Annotated in this window: 15 protein-coding genes; 13 read left to right on the top strand and 2 right to left on the bottom strand. The window is 49.0% G+C overall.

What is annotated here, in order from left to right:
• The first annotated feature begins 120 nt into the window (after positions 1-120).
• The 5 genes from FJM74_RS01025 (at position 121) to FJM74_RS01005 (ending at position 4,425) form a co-directional block, all read left to right on the top strand.
• The gene (locus tag FJM74_RS01025; RefSeq protein ID WP_187260689.1) at positions 121-423 is read left to right on the top strand and encodes a GIY-YIG nuclease family protein; all 303 of its coding nucleotides are present in this window, start codon (positions 121-123) and stop codon (positions 421-423) included.
• Between the two features lie 320 nt (positions 424-743).
• Positions 744-1,733: a cation diffusion facilitator family transporter gene (locus FJM74_RS01020; RefSeq protein WP_187260688.1), complete on the top strand. Its 990-nt coding sequence runs from the start codon at positions 744-746 to the stop codon at positions 1,731-1,733.
• A 29-nt stretch (positions 1,734-1,762) separates the two neighbouring features.
• The gene (gene msrA, locus FJM74_RS01015) at positions 1,763-2,422 is read left to right on the top strand and encodes a peptide-methionine (S)-S-oxide reductase MsrA (protein ID WP_187260687.1); all 660 of its coding nucleotides are present in this window, start codon (positions 1,763-1,765) and stop codon (positions 2,420-2,422) included.
• A gap of 105 nt (positions 2,423-2,527) precedes the next feature.
• Positions 2,528-2,938: a phage holin family protein gene (locus FJM74_RS01010; protein WP_187260686.1), complete on the top strand. Its 411-nt coding sequence runs from the start codon at positions 2,528-2,530 to the stop codon at positions 2,936-2,938.
• 344 nt (positions 2,939-3,282) lie between these two features.
• Positions 3,283-4,425 carry a DEAD/DEAH box helicase gene (locus FJM74_RS01005; RefSeq protein ID WP_187260685.1) on the top strand — a complete coding sequence of 381 codons (1,143 nt, stop codon included), beginning with the start codon at positions 3,283-3,285 and terminating at the stop codon, positions 4,423-4,425.
• A gap of 1,021 nt (positions 4,426-5,446) precedes the next feature.
• On the opposite strand, the gene FJM74_RS01000 is transcribed toward FJM74_RS01005, so the two are convergent.
• On the bottom strand, positions 5,447-5,806 hold the full coding sequence (locus FJM74_RS01000) for an STAS domain-containing protein (RefSeq protein WP_187260684.1): 360 nt from the start codon (positions 5,804-5,806) through the stop codon (positions 5,447-5,449).
• A 445-nt stretch (positions 5,807-6,251) separates the two neighbouring features.
• Here FJM74_RS01000 and FJM74_RS00995 point away from each other — a divergent pair, with 445 nt between their 5' ends.
• Both FJM74_RS00995 and FJM74_RS00990 read left to right on the top strand, forming a co-directional pair.
• Positions 6,252-6,914, top strand: coding sequence for a response regulator (locus FJM74_RS00995; protein ID WP_194349926.1), 663 nt, complete (start codon positions 6,252-6,254; stop codon positions 6,912-6,914).
• Between the two features lie 149 nt (positions 6,915-7,063).
• A complete protein-coding gene (locus tag FJM74_RS00990) occupies positions 7,064-7,336 on the top strand; it encodes a hypothetical protein (protein ID WP_187260683.1) in 273 nt (90 codons plus the stop codon).
• Positions 7,337-7,486: 150 nt separating this feature from the next.
• Here the strand turns inward: FJM74_RS00990 and FJM74_RS00985 are convergent, their stop codons facing one another.
• Positions 7,487-9,304 carry a glycoside hydrolase family 15 protein gene (locus FJM74_RS00985; RefSeq protein WP_187260682.1) on the bottom strand — a complete coding sequence of 606 codons (1,818 nt, stop codon included), beginning with the start codon at positions 9,302-9,304 and terminating at the stop codon, positions 7,487-7,489.
• 488 nt (positions 9,305-9,792) lie between these two features.
• Between FJM74_RS00985 and FJM74_RS00980 the strand changes: the two genes are divergently transcribed.
• The 6 genes from FJM74_RS00980 (at position 9,793) to FJM74_RS00955 (ending at position 20,519) form a co-directional block, all read left to right on the top strand.
• On the top strand, positions 9,793-10,587 hold the full coding sequence (locus FJM74_RS00980; RefSeq protein ID WP_147923558.1) for a GntR family transcriptional regulator: 795 nt from the start codon (positions 9,793-9,795) through the stop codon (positions 10,585-10,587).
• Positions 10,588-11,081: 494 nt separating this feature from the next.
• A complete protein-coding gene (locus FJM74_RS00975) occupies positions 11,082-12,341 on the top strand; it encodes an MFS transporter (protein WP_147923559.1) in 1,260 nt (419 codons plus the stop codon).
• 262 nt (positions 12,342-12,603) lie between these two features.
• Complete coding sequence (locus tag FJM74_RS00970; RefSeq protein WP_241738892.1) at positions 12,604-15,774, top strand: SusC/RagA family TonB-linked outer membrane protein; 3,171 nt, start codon at positions 12,604-12,606, stop codon at positions 15,772-15,774.
• Between the two features lie 15 nt (positions 15,775-15,789).
• Positions 15,790-17,397 carry a RagB/SusD family nutrient uptake outer membrane protein gene (locus tag FJM74_RS00965; protein WP_187260681.1) on the top strand — a complete coding sequence of 536 codons (1,608 nt, stop codon included), beginning with the start codon at positions 15,790-15,792 and terminating at the stop codon, positions 17,395-17,397.
• Between the two features lie 13 nt (positions 17,398-17,410).
• A complete protein-coding gene (locus FJM74_RS00960) occupies positions 17,411-18,310 on the top strand; it encodes a DUF5017 domain-containing protein (protein WP_187260680.1) in 900 nt (299 codons plus the stop codon).
• Positions 18,311-19,013: 703 nt separating this feature from the next.
• The gene (locus tag FJM74_RS00955) at positions 19,014-20,519 is read left to right on the top strand and encodes an L-fucose/L-arabinose isomerase family protein (protein ID WP_147923846.1); all 1,506 of its coding nucleotides are present in this window, start codon (positions 19,014-19,016) and stop codon (positions 20,517-20,519) included.
• The last annotated feature ends 46 nt before the right edge of the window (positions 20,520-20,565 follow it).

Below are 20,565 nucleotides of genomic sequence, written 5' to 3'. Positions count from 1 at the left end.
TGTCAATTTCCGTCCTATAAGCAGTTCTAAGTTTTCGGCAGAAACTCTGCTTCGCTACAGCTGCCCCACAGATATACTTATACGGCAACGGCATCGTTAGAACATGTATACTAGCTAGTTATGACCTTTCAAGACACCCACTTTTTTGTTTATATATACGGCGACCAGCAGCGCAGCCAGGTACAGATAGGTGTAGCAGCCGACCTGGAACAGCGGGATCAATTGGCAGCTCCCGGCTCCACGAGCTCTCAGTTTCAGGGTCCGGACAAGGCCTTGAGCCTGGTGTATTACGAGCACTACGACTTGGAGGCCATTGCCCTGGAGCGTGAGCGCCAGTTAAAAGAAAATCCTCAGGAGATTACGTATAGCCTGATCAACTCCATGAACCCCAACTGGCTCGACCTGAGCGATACCCTGAATTAACAGCAGGCCACAGGCAGGAATGTTCTTAAACGAACTCTGTTACTCTTAGTCAGCCTTAGAAAACTGGCCGCCTGGTTTAAAGGATCCGACTCAGGTGTGAAGGTATATTTCTTTCGTTTTCAACAGAAAAGAAAGACATCCCGATGCCTTGCATTGTGAAGCCCCGCATAACCTGGTTCCGAAGTCTGAAATTGCTGTTAACCTTTATATTGCTGTATCTTTGCCTTTCGGTGGCTCCACTGTCTGTTACTTCCAACCGTTCTAACAGGCTATGGGTTTTGCCTGAGTGGAGCTTTTTTTATTAATCTGAATCATTAAGCATGCTTAAAGGCCTGAGCGAGAATATTCGGTTGCAGATGCTGGTAGTGACGGTGGGGGGGATTTTGCTTGTCACGAAATTCGTCGCCTATTTCCTGACCAACTCCAATGCTATTCTTACAGATGCGTTAGAGTCTGTTATTAATGTAGTAGCCGGCCTTTTCTCACTTTATAGCCTGGTTATTTCGGCAAGGCCCAAAGACGAGAACCACCCCTATGGGCACGGGAAAATTGAGTTCATCGCTTCTTCTGTAGAAGGCTCCCTCATAATAGTGGCAGGGGTTTTCATCATCATAAAATCGATCTTTAACTTTTTTAACCCGGTTGAGCTGCGGCAGCTGGATCTTGGCATCCTGCTCATTACCATGTCGGGGGTCGTGAACTTTGCCACCGGGTATGTGGCCGAGAAGAAGGGCCGCGACAACAACTCTATGGTGCTGGTGGCCGGTGGCAGGCATCTGAAAACTGATGCTTATTCTACGGCAGGCATTCTGGTGGGGCTGCTGCTGATATATTTAACCCGGCTGGTTTGGCTCGATAGCATAGTGGCGGTAGTTTTCGGAGGCATCATCTGCTATTCAGGGCTTAAAATAACCCGGACATCCGTAGCCGGCATTATGGATGAAGCCGATTACGACCTGCTCAAGCGGATCGTGCAGGTGCTGAACGATAACAGGCGCGACAACTGGATAGACATACACAACCTGCGCGTGATCAAGTATGGCGCCAAACTGCACATAGACTGCCACCTGACGGTGCCCTGGTACCTGACCGTGCTGGAGGCGCACGACGAGGTAGACGAGCTGTCGCGGCTGGTGCGCGAAAACATTGATCCCTCTATTGAGTTATTTATACATACTGACCCTTGTGTGGAGCTGTCGTGCACGGTGTGCGGTAAGTCTGCCTGCTCCTCCCGTAAAGCAGATTTCAGGGAGCGGGTGGAGTGGGAGTTCGAAAAAGTGATTGCCGACAAAAAGCATGGGCTGCAGTAGCCTTAAAACAACAGTAAACTTTCCTGACCATGAAAATTACCATCTTTGCGCTGTTACTGGGCTCTTTGAGCCTGCTGGCAAGCTGCACCGAGGCCGGCACCAAAAACAAGATGCAGGCGGGCAGCGAGGCTGGCCCTGAGTTGCAGACCGACACCACCGGGCTGAAGATCGCCACCTTCGCCGGCGGCTGCTTCTGGTGCACCGAAGGATATTTTGAGCAGCTCCGGGGCATCCGGCAGGTGGTGTCGGGCTACAGCGGCGGCACCAGCCCTAACCCAACCTACGAAGAAGTAAGCAAAGGCAACTCGGGTTATGCAGAGGCCGTGCAGATCTATTACGACCCCAAAGAGCTTTCTTTCCAGGAACTGCTGGAGGTGTTTTTTGCCACGCACGACCCCACCACGCTCAACCGGCAGGGGCCCGATATTGGGGAGCAGTACCGTTCGGCGGTATTCTATCATAACGCAGAACAGAAACAGCTAACAGAGAGCTACATCAGCCAGCTCAACCTGAAAGGTACCTACCGCCGAAAGATTGTAACGCAGGTGGAGCCCTTCAGCACGTTTTGGGTGGCGGAGGATTATCACCAGGATTTTTACCGGCGCAATCCAGACAACCCTTACATCAGGTCTGTGATGAGCCCTAAGATGAAAAAGCTGGAAGAGAATTTTCAGGAGAAGCTGAAATAAGAACCAGGGAGAGAACAATCATTTTAGGGATATGTACCCTTTTAAATATCCATTTTTTATTCTGTGCGTAAGGTAGTGACAACAATTGTACTAACGGATAAGACTATGGATTTTATTGTAAACTTACTAATAAGCGCAGGGGTGATCGTACTGCTGGCTTATATATTGCCCTCAGTCCACGTCAAAAGCTTCTGGACTGCTTTGTGGGTGGCCTTTCTGATCGGCCTGCTGAACGCCACCATCGGCTGGATTTTAGGAGGTATCCTAAACCTGGTTACCTTTTTCCTGCTCGATGCCATTGTGGGCTTAATTGTGACTACTCTCATGATTAAGCTGGTCGACAAGCTGGTGAGGAACTTCAAGGTAGACGGTTTTCTGCCGGCCCTGATCATTGCCATTGCCACCGCACTGGCAATAGCCGCCGTAGGTTATATCAGAGGCAGCGAAGGTGAAAACGAAAGAGCCTCGCTGGAGCCCCGCCCGCAACAAACCGAACAACTGCTGGCTCAGATGTAGCCCTGCCGTATGATAGACCTCGACTTAAATCCTGATATTTTTTGTCATTGTCTATAGCCGCCCAAAGGCCTGTACTAATAAAAGTACAGGCCTTTTTATGTAGCCAGCAGCAGGAGCAGCAGCAGATTATACTTCCGGAGGTCTGTTTTCATTCGAATAATTTGTCGCTCTCCTTTATTGAAGACAACGATAATATTCCAGGCTACTGCGATCAGGAAAAAACCGCCCCTGCTTGAAAATAGAGGGAAGTTCTACCAGGTGCTGTGCTTTAACTATGGAAGGATGAAGTGGCCGGGGCAGGCACGAAATTATTGCTTACCTTTGTGCCTCACATGTTAAAGTATATGTCATTCTCAGATCTTGGCCTCTCATCGCCACTCATACAAGCCATTGAGGCACACAAATACGTGCAGCCATCCCCTATTCAGCAAAGGGCTATTCCGGCGGTATTGGCTGGTAAAGACGTGCTGGGAATTGCGCAGACAGGCTCCGGCAAAACAGCTGGCTTTGTGCTTCCGATTCTGCAGCTTTTGCAGAGCAGGAAACCGGCCAAAGGCCGGTCGGTTAAAATACTGGTGCTGGTGCCAACCCGCGAGCTGGCTATTCAGATACAGGATGTGATCCGAGCCTTTGGTTCCAGGCTGCCCCGGCAGGTAAGGTCGCTGGCTGTTTATGGCGGCGTGTCCATCAACCCGCAGATGATCAAGATGAATGGTACGGATGTGCTCGTGGCAACGCCCGGCAGGCTGCTCGACCTGGTCGATAACAAGGCGGTACAGCTTTCGGAGGTGGAGATGCTGGTGCTCGACGAGGCCGACAAAATGCTGAACCTGGGCTTTAAACAGGAAGTGGACAGAATATTCGGGCTATTGCCGCAAAAGCGCCAGAACCTCCTGTTTTCAGCCACGGTAAGCGGCGAGGTAGAGGCGCTGGTGAGCAGGCTGCTTTCTGATCCGGTCACCATGCGTCAGGAAGAAGAAACGTCCGTTCCTGACCTGATCGACCAGCTGGCCTATGCTGTGGAGGCAGCCCGCAAGGGGCCCCTGCTGCGTTACCTCCTGCAGCACGAAGACATGCAGCAGGTGCTGGTATTTGCCTCGTCTATCCGCACAGCCGACAACATAGCAGGAAAGCTTCTGAAACACGGTGTGCAGGCAGCCGCCCTGCACGGCGACAAAAGCCAGGGAGCCCGAACCGATGCCCTCACCAAATTTAAGGCGGGCAGGCTGCGCGTGCTGGTAGCCACCGACCTGGCCTCCAGGGGGATAGACATACAGTTTCTGCCGCACGTTATTAACTACGAGCTTCCGCGCTCCCCTAAAGATTATGTGCACCGGATTGGCCGTACAGGCCGGGCAGCATCTCCAGGCAAAGCCATCACGTTTGTTACGCCCGAAGATGCACACCATTTTAAGATTATTCAGAAGAAGATGGGAAAGCAGGTGGAGATGATACAAACAGACATGCTCGATCTGCATGGTTACTAGGGCTTCGCCAAATTAAGAATTAGAAATTCAAAATTAGAAATTATGGTAGGTATGCCTTTTGTAAGCTTTACAAGCCTTAAATCTTTCTAAAATCAAATTGGAGGAACACTTGTGCGTTATTGCATCCCGTTTTTTCAGGCATCTTCTTTACGTCCGTATTAATACACTGTTAAGGAGAAGACTGGTTATAAACCTGTAATTCATAGGAATAAGTACCTGTTTAGAGTGCAGGACAAGGATAAAAAAATTTCAGCCCGTATATTTAATCAGCAGACAGGAAAATCTGTATCGTGAAGGGTTTGTTTAATATTTGGCTTTTGTCAGGTATCTATAAACGATAGAGCAAATTTCTGCTTCTGAATAAACTTAGATAGGCTGTTCTACCTGATTGGGTGTTGAGGGTAGGCTGACTATTTTAGTTGAAAAGGGAGCCGTAAGCTCATGAAACAAATGACCTTCTGGTTCCCTTCTTTTTTGCCTATAATTGGGCTTTAGCCGGCACCCATTATTGCATACCATCCTGATCAGCAGCGTATCTCTCCAAAGCTATTCTCCAAGGGGAAAACCTTAAAACCGCTAAGGGACATTGTAAAGGCTCTTTTCTGTTATTTGAGCAATAAGTAAAAACTGCTACATTTCATCTGGAGGCACTTCCTATTCTTTCCCTGTAAGATGAGCTCCGGAGGGGCATTTTGATTGGAATAATTCAGAATCCGAGCCACTTGCTGCTATGCTGATTACGCCGATAAAACCCGAGAGCATGTAGTTAGTAAAGCAAACAGGATTAACTGCCGGCTTTTAGCAGCACAAGTACCAGCCTCCGGAAGGGCCTGAGGATTAACATAATCGTCTGGAGATAGTTGTTTTGAGCACTGGCACAAAAACCATATCATGCTAATAACCAGGAAGCTGGACCATTGCTGTTATGTAACCAGCAGAGCCTTCATTATCCAATCTTCTTGACTCTGTACCAGAACTTCAGGCAGTGGGAGAGGACCCGCACATACTACAGGTATAATCGTTAGGCGGGTATTTTTTCTCTCATCAGTTCTACTGCCTCAGAGAACGTGTCTGTAATGGTCATGACTTTCTCCAGTCCGAGTATCTCCAGCACATTTCTGACCTTGCGTTGCAGGCCATGCAGCACGAGCAGCGTCCCGTTATGCAGGCAGGCGTGATACATAGATATTAATACGCCGATGCCAGCCGAGGAAACGTATGACAACTCCCGGCAATCTATGATAATGGCCTTGGTTTTATGTATGTCTATCCGTTGGAAACCATAATGGGCTTTTACGCAGGTTCTGGCATCTAGCTCTCCCTCAATACTGATAAAGATGCTGTCATCTACTTCAGTGTAATTAATATCAAATGTTTTCATAACTTTCAGATTTTACTTTTGGGCCGCGTTCATTTATCTGCTCACTTACTTGATCGTAATCTCTGCTTACCGCATATCCCGATGAAGTAAGCCTCAAAGCAATATGTTTCAGGAAGATAGCCTGAAGGTGTATAACAAATATAGCGAAAGCAAAAGATTTATGCTAGTGTTTTTGTACTAATTTTAAGAGGTAAAATGCTTATCGGAATTTGTGGTCGGAACATAAACACAATTAAATGAATACTATATAGGATTAATACAGATTGCTGCTCAGGTTCCTAGAAACCGGAATTGTACTGTTATCAATAAAATGACACCAGATGCTCAGCGCCGACCTCAGGGTGCTTTTGTTTTTAGTATCAGGGGCAGATGTTGCCCAGACAGAGTTGAAATTAATCTGGCATTTTTTGCTGCATAACCGTAAAAGTGACAAAGGTTATTTCTTATGAACGGAGCTGAACAAAAGATACTCAGGGTTGTGATTACTGACGACCATAAAATTGTGAGAGATGGGATTACAGCACTCTTTCAGGACCAGGGTTTAATTAAAATAGTGGGGGAAGCCTCCAACGGCTCAGAACTTCTGGATATGCTGACGAAAATCCATGCCGATGTGGTGCTACTGGACATGAACATGCCCGGAAAAAGCGGGCTGGAGATTACAGAAGAGCTAAAACAAGCTTACCCGGATACGAAGGTGTTGATTTTGTCGATGCTGGACCATGAGAGCTATGTGAAGAAGGCGATGGATTTGGGCGCCGATGGGTATCTGCTAAAAAATGCAGGCAAGGAGGAACTGCAGTCCGCTATACAACTGGTTGCTTCCGGAGCCCCCTACATCAGCCCCAGCATTAGCCTTAACCTGCTGCAGGCCGGTACTCTCCACGACACATCGGATATGGCAACTCAGGCTACCAATAACCTCTCTAAACGCGAAATGGAAGTGCTGCACCTGATAGCCGAGGGCTTCACCAACAGCGAAATAGCCGAGAAGCTTTTTAACAGCAAACGCACCATCGAAACACACCGCCAGAACCTGCTCGAAAAAACCAAGTGCAAGAACACCGCCAGCCTGATAAAATACGCGGTATTGAATGGGTTAATCTGAACACCGGCCTTGTTTATGAGCCACCCGATTGCCTTGAAACTTCCTGTTAAAAACAGATAAAATAACCGTAAAGATAAATTTTTGTAAACATTAGTGCCATTTAATTCGTTTCCATAAAACTATTGTGAAACTAAAACCAAGATAAAATTATGGAAACAAGAGATTTGAAAAATAAGGCAGACAATTTTAATCCTGAAAGAAAAGAAGGCCCCGTAGCCGCTTCCATCGAAAAATACACTTCAAAACTTCCTTCTGATTTGTTCCTCTGGGCAGCTCTGGGGTCCATGGCCGTTTCTGCTACCCTGAAAATCATGAAAAAGGATGAGGAGGCATTATTTGTAGGCCAGTGGCCAGCACCATTCCTGCTCTTAGGCTTATATAATAAGCTGGTAAAAATGGAAGGGTACGAGAAGGATAAATAATTTTCTGTCGTTACTACATAAAAATAGAGAGGTAGCAAAGGCTATCTCTCTTTTTTTATGGTCCTGTGGTAGAGCTGCAGCAGGGGAGAGGGCCGCGTTCCTGCTGGCTGGTGAAGATACGCATAGCGCGGAAACAGTCGGCACATTATTTTAGAACCTGCTTTTCTGCTGATCTTCGTTGAGCTTATCGTTTATACTCAGGGCAGCGCTGATCAGGCCCAGGTGGGTAAAAGCCTGCGGAAAGTTCCCCAGGTGCTCTCCTTTCAGGCCAAGCTGTTCGGCATAGAGCCCCAGATGGTTGGCATAACCTAGCATTTTCTCAAAATACAACCTGGCTTTTTCCAGCTGGCCAGATAAGGCCAGGCACTCCACATACCAGAAGGTGCACATAGAGAAAGTGCCTTCGCCACCGGTAAGCCCGTCGAAGTCGGCATCTACGCGGTAGCGGTATACCAGCGCATCAGATACCAGCTCTTCCTCAATGCGCTTCAGCGTAGAGAGCCAGCGCGGATCTTTAGGACCGATAAACCGGATCAGGGGCATCAGCAACGTGGCTGCGTCCACGGTTTCGGCTCCCTTGTACTGCACAAAAGACTGGAGCTGCTCGTTCCAGAATTCGTTGTGAATAGAGAAAAAGATACTGTCGCGTTCTTCGCGCCAGCGGGCGGGGAGAGGGTAGGAGTGGCTTTCGGCAATCTTCATGGCTCTGTCTACTGCCACCCAGCACATCATGCGGGAGTAGAGGAACTGCTTTTTGCCGCCACGCACTTCCCATATCCCCTCATCTTCGCGTCGCCAGTTATCGCAAACCCACTCCACCTGTATGCGCAGGTCGTTCCAGAAATCGAAGGAGATGCGCTCCACATATTTGTCGTAGAGATACACCGAGTCTAATAGCTCCCCATATATATCAAGCTGGATCTGGTCGTAGGCGCCATTGCCGATCCGGACAGGCTTAGAGCCCATATAGCCTTCCAGGTGATGCAGTTCCACCTCCTCCAGGTCTTTCTTGCCTGCCAGTGTGTACATCAGGCGCAGGTAACCGGCACTTCCCACATCGTCGCACTGCCTGTCGACCCAGTCAACAAACGCCTTCGCCTCTTTTTTGTGCCCCAGGCGCAGGAGCGCATACACTGTAAAGGAGGCATCGCGGATCCAGGTGTAGCGGTAATCCCAGTTCCTGACACCGCCAATCTCCTCGGGCAAGCCAAAGGTAGGGGCCGCCACCATAGACCCATAGCGGTGGGAGGTCAGCAGTTTCAGCACCAGTGCCGACCGGTTCACGACTTCGAACCAGCGGCCTTTGTAGCTCGAATGCGCCACCCAATCCTTCCAATAATTTATGGTATCGTAGAGGCTTTGCGTTACAAACTCTTCCAGGTTAGTGGCAGATGGATGGGTATAATCGATAAATTCAAGGATAAAATCTACTTTTTCTCCCGTTTTAAGCGAAAAGGTGGCCTCCGCATCACCATCCTGCATGTGTATCGGAACAGAACTCTTTAGGCGGATAACGGTATCGTCGGGACCTTTGCTCAGAAAGATGATCTCATAGTCGCTGATCTGCTCAGTCACCTTCTCCGAGCGTGCGTAATTAAAGCGGGGAGCGCAGCGCATGCTAAAGGTCATGTCGCCGTGCACGCAGGTGATGCGCCTGATCAGTTCCTTGCCCTGGTAGAGTTCCTCCACCGGCATAAAGTCCGTTATTTCGCCGATACCTTCATCCGACAGGAACCTGGTGAGCAGGACATTTGTGTCGGGCAAATAAAGCTGCTTGGTTTTAAGGCCGTCGCGAGCGGGTTTTATGGCAAAAAAACCACCACTATGCTGGTCCAGGATAGAGGCAAAAATAGTGGGAGAGTCGAAATCGGGGAAGCACATAAAGTCGATGGAGCCATTGAGGCCTACTAAGGCCACGGTGTTTAAATCTCCAATCACACCATAATTCTCTATCGGAAGGTATCCCATGTAGTAAAGGCTGTAAGTTTATTCAATCATCTGAATATAATATATAAGCTATGTTACGTGGCAGAATCTTTTGGGTTAGGTGCCAGCCGGATTTAGCTAAAGAGGAGCAGCAGCAGCAGCAGCCGTAAGTTCCTTTCGAAGGCTGTTTTCATTAGCATAATTCACCTCCGGTCTTTTCCGGCCTGCAGCATACTACAAGCTTATCATCTGGAAAGATAACACAGACAACCCGGGAAGAAAAAAACTGACAGGCAGGATTATGCTAATGAAAACAGCCCTCCAACACCCTCTGCTGCTGTTGCTGCTGCTAAAGTACGGCAAACATTCTAAAGGCTGATTCGGACCCATAGGGCACTGTAAAGAGCGAAATATAGATTCCCGCTCCCGCTAACAGAGGTTTTTGCCGCCAAAAGACTTATTTCTTAACCTTGAATTCTCTTATTGTATTAATTCTTTTATATTGGACCTTGTTGTTAATCTAAACATGCATGAAGCCTAAATTCATCTCCATTAGTGAGTCCATCATAGAAAAGATAAAGTCGGGGGAACTACAGCCGGGCGATAAGATTCCATCAGAAAACGAGCTCATAAAAAATTTCAAGGTCAGTAATACCACTGCCCGCAAAAGCTTGCTGGAGATAGAGTCTAAAGGATGGGCCCAACGGATAAAAGGCAAAGGCACCTTTGTGCTGAACCGCACCGAGGACCACCACATTCTACGCACCCTCGGCTCTATTGATTCTACCCGGCGCGGCTTTAACGAGAGCTTACGCGCAGAAGGCTTCAACCCCAAAAACATTGTACTCGAAAAAACCATTCTGCAGCACGGCATCTCTTCCGAAATTAGCGGCAAACACTTTATTATGGAGGGGCCGGTCCTGAAAATACACCAGCTCCGCTATGCAGACGACACTATTATAAAAGACGAGGTAAAATACATCTCCCTGAAGCTCTGCCCTAAAATCAATATGATGTCTACAGAGATCTCTTATTTTAAGGTGTATGAAGATAAGTACCGCCATAAAATTACGGATGTAAAGCAAACGCTGAGTGCCTCAATCCTGGAGCCGGACTCTTCCGACAATAATTTTGATACGTCCAGACGCCTGCCTGTATTTGTACTGGATAGCGCCGTAGTTAGCCAGCCCGACAAGGTGCTGGAAATCGAGAAATCTTATTACAGGGGAGATAAATATAAATTCGCGATTGTGGCTAACCCAGAGTACAAAGACGAGGAAATGCACCACGGGAAGGAGCCTAAAAAGAGTCATAACCTGCGGTAAGAGGCCGGGCACAGTTGCCGCCATTATTTAGCTGCACCGCTTCCTGGTTTTTGTAAGGAAGAGCTTAAACTTATAGTTAGTCTGGCCCACCGCCCTGCTGATTCGGGCGGGGTTGTGAATCTTTAAATCATAACGAAAGCATATTGCAAGCCCGGTATCTTAACGGAGTTTCACTCTTAAAGCAGAAACCCAATATAAAATTTACCTTTCCTTAAGCGTTACCCCATCTTTTTCGTGATTATTTTCCTATATGGGCGGAAAAGTTATGTTTGTTTTTTACCCTTAGTGCGTTAGGAAATTTTGTAATAAATGCAGCTACTTATAACATAAAAAAGGCAATTGTATTGATAAATATAATTTAAAAGAGATAAATATTTAAATCTAGAGGTGCCCTCTGCTTGATCATTGAAATTTATCTTAAATTTTACTTACTAATGTTAGGTAGTTGTAAAATATTTTTTTATTATTGTCGCATACTTAGTGCGTTAAGAGATATGGGATCCAAAATACGTTGGTTTATATTAGGGCTAGTCTTCCTGGCCACAGGGCTCAACTTCCTGGACCGTCAGGTGCTATCCATGACCATCATTAAAATTCAGGATGAGTTTAATATCAGTGATGTAGAGTATGGCTGGGTTAACACCAGTTTCCTGATCAGCTACGCGATTATGTTCACGGTTGGTGGCAGGCTGATCGACAGGATTGGCGGAAAGGCGGGGTTGGCGCTCTCGGTGGGGGTGTGGTCAGTGGCCAATAGCCTGCACGGCGTCATGACGAATTTTCATCAATTGCTGGCCTTCCGGTTCCTGCTGGGTGTAGGCGAGGGAGGTTGTTTTCCAGGCGCTGCCAAAACGGTGTATGAGTGGTTCGGCAAAAAAGAGCGTGCCCTTGCCAATGGCATTGCTATTGGGGGCTCTGCCATTGGAGCCGTACTGGCGCCGCCTGTCACTATCCTTATTTCAAACAGCATGGGCTGGCGCTGGAGCTTTGCCATTCCCGGGCTGGTGGGTATTGTGTGGGTGTTAGTGTGGATGCTGGTGCCCTGGCGCAAAAAAGCTACAAAAGAGCAGCCAGTTGTAGTGGAACAGGAGCAGGAGAAAGCGCCTAAAATCCCGTTCCTTACGCTGCTGAAAAATAAGGAGGTATTGGTTTTTATCCTGATCCGTTTTCTGCTGGACCCTGTTTTCTACTTCCTAATGTTCTGGGTGCCCAAGTACCTCAACCAGGAGCGGGGCGTGTCTTTTGAGCGGGTAGGGGAGCTTTTCTGGATTCCGTTCCTGGCCCTGGGCATCTCCAACATTATGGGCGGCTGGTTCTCCGACAGGTTGATAGCAAGAGGCCTTCCTGTAAATTCTGCCCGAAAATGGGTTATGGGCATTGCAGCGGCGATTACGCTGGTTGCTCCCCTTATTGCCTGGGTATCTTCGGTGGAGGTGGCCATCCTGCTGATGGCCGTACTGATGCTGGCCCATGGCCTTTGGATCACCAACTATATAACCGCTATCTCAGATGTGTTTGGCCGTTACGCCACCTCTACGGTGGTAGGGCTTTCTGGCACGGCAGGAGCTGTTTCCGGCATGGTCATGAATCCGCTCATCGGTATGGTCATACAAGATTACTCTTATGGCCCGCTATGGATAATTTCCGGCATCATGTATCCTCTGGCTTTTGTATTGCTGGCCATTTTTATCCCGAAGATTAAAGCCGTTGATTTTAGCATCGGGCAAAAGCTGGAAAAACAGGTAGTAGGTTAATTCTTTGAAGGAGTGTTCGGCTTGATGCCTTCTCCAATAAATATCTAAAGGTAAGTATCCGGAAAGAGGATAGATGGTTTTAAAACCATGATGGCATAGTATTGAATTTTTTAACCTAGTGCGTTAAGATGTTTTGCCTTTTATTAAAGTAGGCCACCTTCAAAAGTTTTATTATCCAGTCCTAACGAAATGAGATAGATTTTCCTTAAGTAAAATATAAAAATCAAGACGATGTATTTTAACAATTTAACAAGATAGAAGTATGAAACACTTTTTAAACAACCTGCTGTGGTTAAAGATGGTTTGTGTCATGCTGGGTTTTTCACTGGGCGTGCAGGACCTGGCAGCACAGGCGGTGCAGACGACTACAGTTAGCGGCAAAGTTACGGCCGCAGCAGATGGCGCCCCCCTGACGGGCTCCATTGTGGTGGAGAAAGGCACTACCAACGCCACGACCACAGATACTGACGGACGGTTCAGCCTTAGCGTAAAAAGCAATGCTACGCTGGTGGTATCCTTTCTAGGATTTAAAAGCCAGGAAATTCCGGTAAAGAACCAGACAGGCATTAATGTAAAACTGGAGGCCAGTCAGGCGCAACTGAAAGAGCTGGTCGTGATTGGCTACGGCACCTCTGCCCGCGAAGACGTGCCCAGTGCAGTCGGTCAGGTAAAGATGGCGGATGTGGAGAAAGCCCCTGTAAAGTCCTTTGATGAAGCGCTTGCAGGCCGTGTGGCGGGTGTCACCGTTTCTGGAAACGATGGGCAGCCGGGCTCCAACAACAACATTGTAATCCGGGGGGCAGGCTCCTTAACACAGGATACGTCTCCGCTCTATGTGGTAGATGGTTTCCCGATGGAGACCTCTATGGCCAACTCCATAAACCCAAGCGATATTGAATCGATTGACATCCTGAAGGATGCTTCTGCCACAGCCATTTATGGAGCCAGAGGTGCCAACGGGGTCGTGATGATCACAACCAAAAGAGGCAAGGAGGGAACCCCTGTCATTTCCTATAACACGTTCTACGGCATCTCTGAAAACCCTAAACCATTGGAGCTCATGAATGCCTATGAGTTCGTGAAATACCAGAGCGAGCTGGAGCCGGAATTTGCCGACAACGTATATTTTACCGGCGAAAAAACGCTGGAGGATTACCGTAACGCCGAAAGTTTAGATTTGCAGAAAGAGGTTTACCAACGCTCCCCGATTCAGAACCACGAGCTGGCCATAAGAGGTGGCAACGGCGCTACTACCTATTCCATTTCCGGCAACATCATCGACCAGCAGGGGCTTGTGATTAACTCCGGCTTTAAGCGATACCAGGGCCGGCTTACCCTGGACCAGGGCATCGGCAAAAACCTGAAAGTAGGGGTTAACGCCAACTACAGCAGCGAACTGACTTATGGTGCTATCGTATCCAACACCTCACACACCATGACCTACAGCGGCCTGAGTCTGCTTTACTCTGTCTGGGGGTTCCGGCCGGTGGCAGGTGCCGGCGACCAGATTCTGGATCAGCTTTTCGACCCTACTATGCTCGGCAACGATTTCCGGGTTAACCCCATCATGTCTGCCAAAAACGAGCTGCGCGAAACCAGGGTGAACAACCTGAATGTAAACTCCTACGCCCAGTATTCCATTACGCCCGAGCTGACCTTACGCGTGTCTGGCGGCATCACGAACATGATGGTACGCCGCGACAACTTTTTCAACTCGCTTACTACCAACGGCAACAGCAGGAGAGCAGAAGGTGTAAACGGTTCCATTAACTTCAGGCCCGTTACGAACTGGCTGAACGAAAATACCCTTACCTACAAAAAGACCTTTAACCAGCACCATAACCTGAACGTGGTGGGCGGTTTTACCATGCAGCAACAAAACGACGCAAATTATGGGTTTACAGCTACTAATGTATTAAACGAAGCACTCGGCATCGACGGTTTGGACGAAGCAGACACCAATATTGGCTACTCTTACAGCTCCCGCTGGACGATGGCCTCTCTCTTAGGTCGTGTGAACTACAACTACAAATCGAAGTACTTGCTCACGGCCTCTATCCGGAACGACGGTTCTTCCAAGTTTGCTCCCGGCAACCGCTGGGCCCTGTTCCCTTCGGCTGCATTTGCCTGGAGGATGTCAGACGAGCCTCTGATCCGGGATATCAGCTTTATCAATGATGCCAAGCTTCGTGTGAGTTATGGTCTTACCGGCAACAACCGTGTGTCTGACTTCCCTTACCTGACCCAGCTGAGCGTGCCGCGCTACGGAGGTTACTCCTTCAACAACAGCAACCCGACCAGGGGCGCGCTGCTGGAGAACTATGGCAACCCCGAGCTGAAGTGGGAAACAACAGCGCAGGCCAACATTGGCTATGACCTGAGCCTGCTGAAAGGCCGTGTGGAAATTATGGCCGATATCTACCGCAAAACTACCCGCGACCTGCTCCTGAACGCCAGCCTGCCTTATGGCACCGGCCTTACGAACACCTCCGGCATGGCAACCGCCTTCAAAAATATCGGGAAGCTGCAGAACCAGGGGCTGGAGCTGACGCTGAACACCGTGAACGTACAGAAAAACAATTTCAGCTGGACCACAAACTTCAACATCAGCTTTAACCAGAACAAAATCCTGGCTCTGAACGAGGGGCAGACATCCTTGCTGAGCCAGGTAGCATTTGACACCGACTTCCGTAACACCTCACCTTATATTGCGCAGGTGGGGCAGCCAATAGGCCAGATTTACGGCCTGATCTGGGACGGCGTGTACCAGTATGAGGATTTTGACCTGGTGCTGGGTAACCATGTGCTGAAAGACAACATCCCTACAAACGGACAGCCAAGAGCCAACATCCAGCCTGGCGACATTAAGTACAAAGACATAAACGGCGACCTGGTGGTGAATGAAATGGACTTCACCGTAATTGGAAGAGGACTTCCGATTCATGTAGGCGGCTTCTCAAACAATTTTAGCTACAAAGGCTTTGACCTGAACGTGTTTTTCCAGTGGTCCTACGGCAACGACATCATCAATGCCAACCGCCTGCTGTTCGAAGGAAACGCCAAGCGCACACGTTCTCTGAACCAGTACGCCAGCTACGTGGACCGGTGGACGCCGGAAAATCCAAGCAACACGCTGTTCAGAACCGGTGGTCAACGAGATACTTACTACTCCAGCCGCGTGATCGAAGACGGTTCTTTCCTGCGCCTGAAAACAGTTGCCCTGGGCTACAACTTCCAGGAGTCGCTGGTAAGCCGCGTAAAGCTGAAATCGCTGCGGGTGTATGTTTCGGCTCAGAACCTCTTTACCTGGACCAAGTACTCCGGATCTAACCCCGATGTGTCGACCAGGCACTCCGCCCTGACACCGGGCTTCGACTTTGCCTCATACCCGCTGGCCAGAACCCTGACTGTAGGCTTAAGCACCACCTTGTAATCTAACTGCTGAGATATGAAACTGAAATATTACATCCTTGCTTCCGTGCTTTGTTTGGGAGGAACTTCCTGCAAAGACTTTCTGGATACCGAACCAACCAATTTTATAGCTCCTAACTATGCTACTTTAGCAGAACTGGAAACCGCCCTCGCCGGCGTGTATGATGTGCTGGGGTCGCAGGCCATGTACGGCGATGTGGTGCCTTACTGGCTCAACGTGAGCTCTGACATCGAATATACCAATACAGGCCAGTCAAACACCACTGCCTATATTTATACGCCAGCAGATGCCCAGATCACCAACTACTGGAAAACCCTGTATCAGGGCATTTACCGGGCCAACCTGCTGCTGGCTGTTGTAGACAACCCTGAGATTGACGAAGCGGCGCGCAATAAAATAAAAGGCCAGGCCCTGTTCCTCAGAGCATACTATTACTTTCAGCTGGTAAGCAACTATGGCGATGTGCCGCTACTGCTCACCGACAAGCCTTCCATTTCGGCGGTTGACATACCGCGTACCCCTATGCGTGAAGTGTACGACATGGTGATTCGGGACATGACGGAGGCGGAAGCGCTGGTAGAGGATGTGGCCGGTCCGGGCGCAGAAGGAGGCCTTAGCTATGGCGGCCGGGTGTCGCGGTCGGCTGTGCAGGGAATTCTGGCACGGGTAAACCTGAAGATGGCTGGTTTCCCACTAAACGACCACTCCAGGTACACTGAAGCGTTGGCCTGGGCAAAAAAGGTGCGTGACTCCGGCAGGCATGGCCTGAACCCGGATTATACCGATGTTTTCATGAAATATGCCAAAGACCAGTACGATGTTAGAGAGAGCATCTGGGAAGTGGAGTTCTTCGGCAATAACACCGGGGCACACAGCGAGTACACCTACTATGTAGGGGCGCGTGGGGGCATCCGGAACCCTTCAGACCGTGATAAAGGAATCAGTGGCGGATCTGTGCTCGCTACCCGCCGGTTGTTCGATTTGTATGAAAAGGATGCGGAGAACACCGACGTACCCCAGGCCTCGCCCGACCTGCGCCGAGACTGGAACATTGCCCCCTTCACCTATGTGGGCAACCCGGCCGTGTACACGCCAAACCCCGACATCTGGAGGCGCACCATGGGCAAGTGGAGAAGAGAGTATGAGGTGGTGTCTCCGAAAGACATCAGCACCTCGCCACAGAATTTCCCTATCCTCAGGTACTCCGATGTGCTCTTAATGATAGCAGAAGCAGAAAACGAGCTGAATGGCCCGACGGCTGTGGCTTATGAGGCCATAAACGAGGTGCGTAGAAGAGCCTATGGCCTCCTGCTGCCCAACCCGCCCAAACCCGACATAAACGCCGATCTGCCGGACGGACTGGGCAAAGAAGAATTCAGGGAAATACTTAAAGATGAAAGAGCGCGCGAGTTCTGCTTCGAGGCTTCCAGAAGGCCGGACCTGATCCGCTGGGGCAATTTTATAGGCGATATGAAATCCTATATGAGCTGGGCACTTGCCAATGGCGCTGTGCAGGGGCACGTGCTGGCGCAGACCAACGTGTCGGAGCGCAACCTGCTGCTGCCTATCCCAACCTACGACATGGCCTTGAACAAGGCTCTTACACAAAATCCAGGATACTAAAAAGATATTGGTTATGAGATATTTATACGGAATGCTTATCGCCCTTACATTGCTTTCGTGCGATAAGACGATGGAGGTGGTTGCACCTGATTTCGATGTGCAGGCAGAAAAGCTGACTTATAAGGTCGGAGAGCCTGTTAAGTTCAATTTTACAGGCTATGCAGGCCATATCACGTTTTATTCAGGCTTGCCCGGTGCCGATTACAATTTCCGCGACCGCACCGAGGTGGAAGGCGGCAAGCCACAGTTGCACGTTACCACCCAGTATGGCGGAGGAGGCACCCAATTGAATTCCCTTAAGCTAATGGTGAGCAGCGACCTTGCTGCGTTAACGGCAGAAGGTGTGAAAGCAGCCTCCTGGACAGACATTACCAACAGAGGCACCATTGCACCTAACCCCACCATAACCCCTTCCGGAACGATGGATATTTCTGACGTAGTGGAACCGGGCAAGCCGCTGTTCTTTGCCCTGAAATTTGAGGGAGCCACCGACCCCGACAAGGCAGCCGGAAACTGGATCGTGCCGGAGTTCAAAGCCAGCACCCTGCTGCCCGATGGCTCCGCCATTCCGGTGGCTACCTTGCAGACTGCCGGTTGGCAGCCCTTCAGCATTACAAACGATGCCAATGCCTGGTACTCCAGGGGCACCCCGATTGTGGATCTGGTTATAATAGGTGGCGGCAAAAATGCGCCCGAAAGCGAAGACTGGTACGTTACCAAACCGCTTTATTTTACTAAGGTGCCACCCGACAGAGGCACGCCTATCCAGAATATAGGAACCAATGCCCTGGACAGCCACCAGTTTGTATACACACAACCCGGCACCTACGTCGTCACTTTTATAGGCGCCAACCAAACTGTTGACGACCGCAAGCAGGTGATGAGGCAATTTGAAATCACCATAACGGAGTAAGGCGAAATAGTGACAGCTTTAAAACTCCCGCTATAAAAAACCTTGTTACTAATCCAGAGATGTAGCCGGATTGGGCCGAAGTACATAGAAGCAAATGCTGTGGAGCACAGGAGCAATTATTCTAATGAAAAATCGCCTCTTTAAGAGCAAGGCTCTGCTGTTGCTGCTGTTAGTAAGGAAGATCTGAATGCTAGCACCAGTTTCAGCCATAAACCTTCAGTCCTAAATTTAGTCTCAGGGCTCCAAAGAGAGGCAATTCCGCTTCGGCAAAAAACTTTAGTCCTTTTCGGAATAATAAGGCTTTGAAAAGGTAGGAGTATCAATAATTTTATTAACTTAGTGCGTTAACTTTTTATTTTAAAAACAGATCAAAATTAAACCTGAGCCTGGAAGCAGAGGCGCCATTTAATAAGCCCATCAGCCGGCAAAGCAGCAACTGCAGCAGGAGCAGACATATGGTTTGAGGGTGCATTTTGATTAGAATAATTCGGGTGGCAATTGTTCTGCCTTTTCTTTCGGCATCAGCTTAAAAGAGAAAGACAATAAGAAAGCTGCAGGAACCTCCTTTGAATACTGTCGCGAATCCTTAATAAGAAGCCTAAAAGCAAATAATTACTGTTTAAAACAACTTCCCAGAGAGGGATCTTTTTTCTGCAAAAACCTTAGTGCGTAAAGAATATAATAAAGTATTAAACCTTAGAATATGAATCAATTGGAAGAGTTGGCAATTGCTGAACTAGACGTGAAAACACAACATTCACCGATTATTAAAAAAAGAAAGGAAACGGTTCCCCGCATAGGTGTTTTTGGGGTAGGGTACTCTAAATACTGGGAGCAATTTGAGGGGCTGTATGAGCAAATGCTGGAGAAGCAGGCAATTTTCCTGGAAAAGGTGCAGAAGCATAATGCGGAGGTAGTTGACTTTGGGATGGTAGACGATGTGATCAGCGCTTATGAACTGCTGCCGAAACTCAAAGCCGCCAACCTGGACCTTATTTTCTGCGACATGCTCACTTATGCCACCTCCAGCACTTTTGGCATCATCATCAAGAGCATTGACGTGCCGGTGGTACTGGTGGCGCTGCAGCCTGACAAAGCCTTGAACTACAGCAAAGCGTCGACCTATCAGCAACTGTACAACGACGATATCTGCTCGCTGCCAGAGTTTACGGGTGTGGCCGTGCGCATGGGTAAAAAGGTTCCCGATGTAATTATAGGAACCCTGCACGACGATCCGGCTGCCGAGGCAGAGATAGGTACTTACTGCAACATTGCCCGCGTGCTGCACGACCTTAAAACGGCACGTATCGGCCATATTGGTCACCCCATCGAGGCTATGCTCGATATGCACTCCGATGCCACCATGCTCACCGCACACTTCGGGTTACATATTGTGCAGTGCGAAGCCCACGAAATTGTAAGCAAATACCATCGGGTAGCGGAGCAGGACATCAAAAAAGAAGAAAAACGCATCCTCGACTTCTTTGACACCCCGGACCCTGTTTCTGACCCTATCTCTGAAAAGCTGCGCGCTACCGACCTGGAAGTGGCCGCACGCGTGTCGGTGGCGCTGGAGGAGTTTGTGAAAGATAAGAAGCTGGACGGACTGGCCTATTACTACGAAGGCGAAGCGGAGAGCGACACGCGCAAGGTTATGACGAACCTGATCGTAGGAAACTCCCTGCTCACGGGTGCCGGCTTCCCGATGTGTGGCGAATCGGACCTGAAATGCTGCATCGCCATGATGATAATGGAGCGGCTGGGCATTGGTGGCAGCTTCGCCGAATTTCACCCGGTGGACTTTAAAGAGAACTTTATTCTGGTAGGGCACGACGGCCCGCATAACGTGACCATAGCACAGGGTAAACCAGTGCTCAGAAGCCTTAAAAAGTACCATGGCAAACCCGGTTTCGGGGCAGGAGTGGAGTTCAAGATTAAGGAAGGCCCCATCACCATGCTTAGTATTACCTCCACCTACGATGGCAAGTTTAAGTTTGTGATAGCGGAAGGAACATCGGTTGAAGGCCCTATTCCGCCAACAGGCAACACCAACACCAGGGGCTATTTTAAACCGGATGTGCGGACCTTCCTGAAAAAATGGGTGAAAGAAGGGCCAACCCATCACTTTGCACTTGGTGTAGGCCACCATGCGCAGACCATTAAGAAAATTGGCGAATATCTAAACATTGAAGCAGTAATAGTGGAGTAAATATGATGATGAAGCGGACGGCAAATTCTATTTTAATCCTGTTTTT

This window comes from Pontibacter beigongshangensis, from assembly GCF_014332515.1.
Classification (GTDB): Bacteria; Bacteroidota; Bacteroidia; order Cytophagales; family Hymenobacteraceae; genus Pontibacter; species Pontibacter beigongshangensis.
This window is presented reverse-complemented; position numbering and strand designations above follow the sequence as displayed.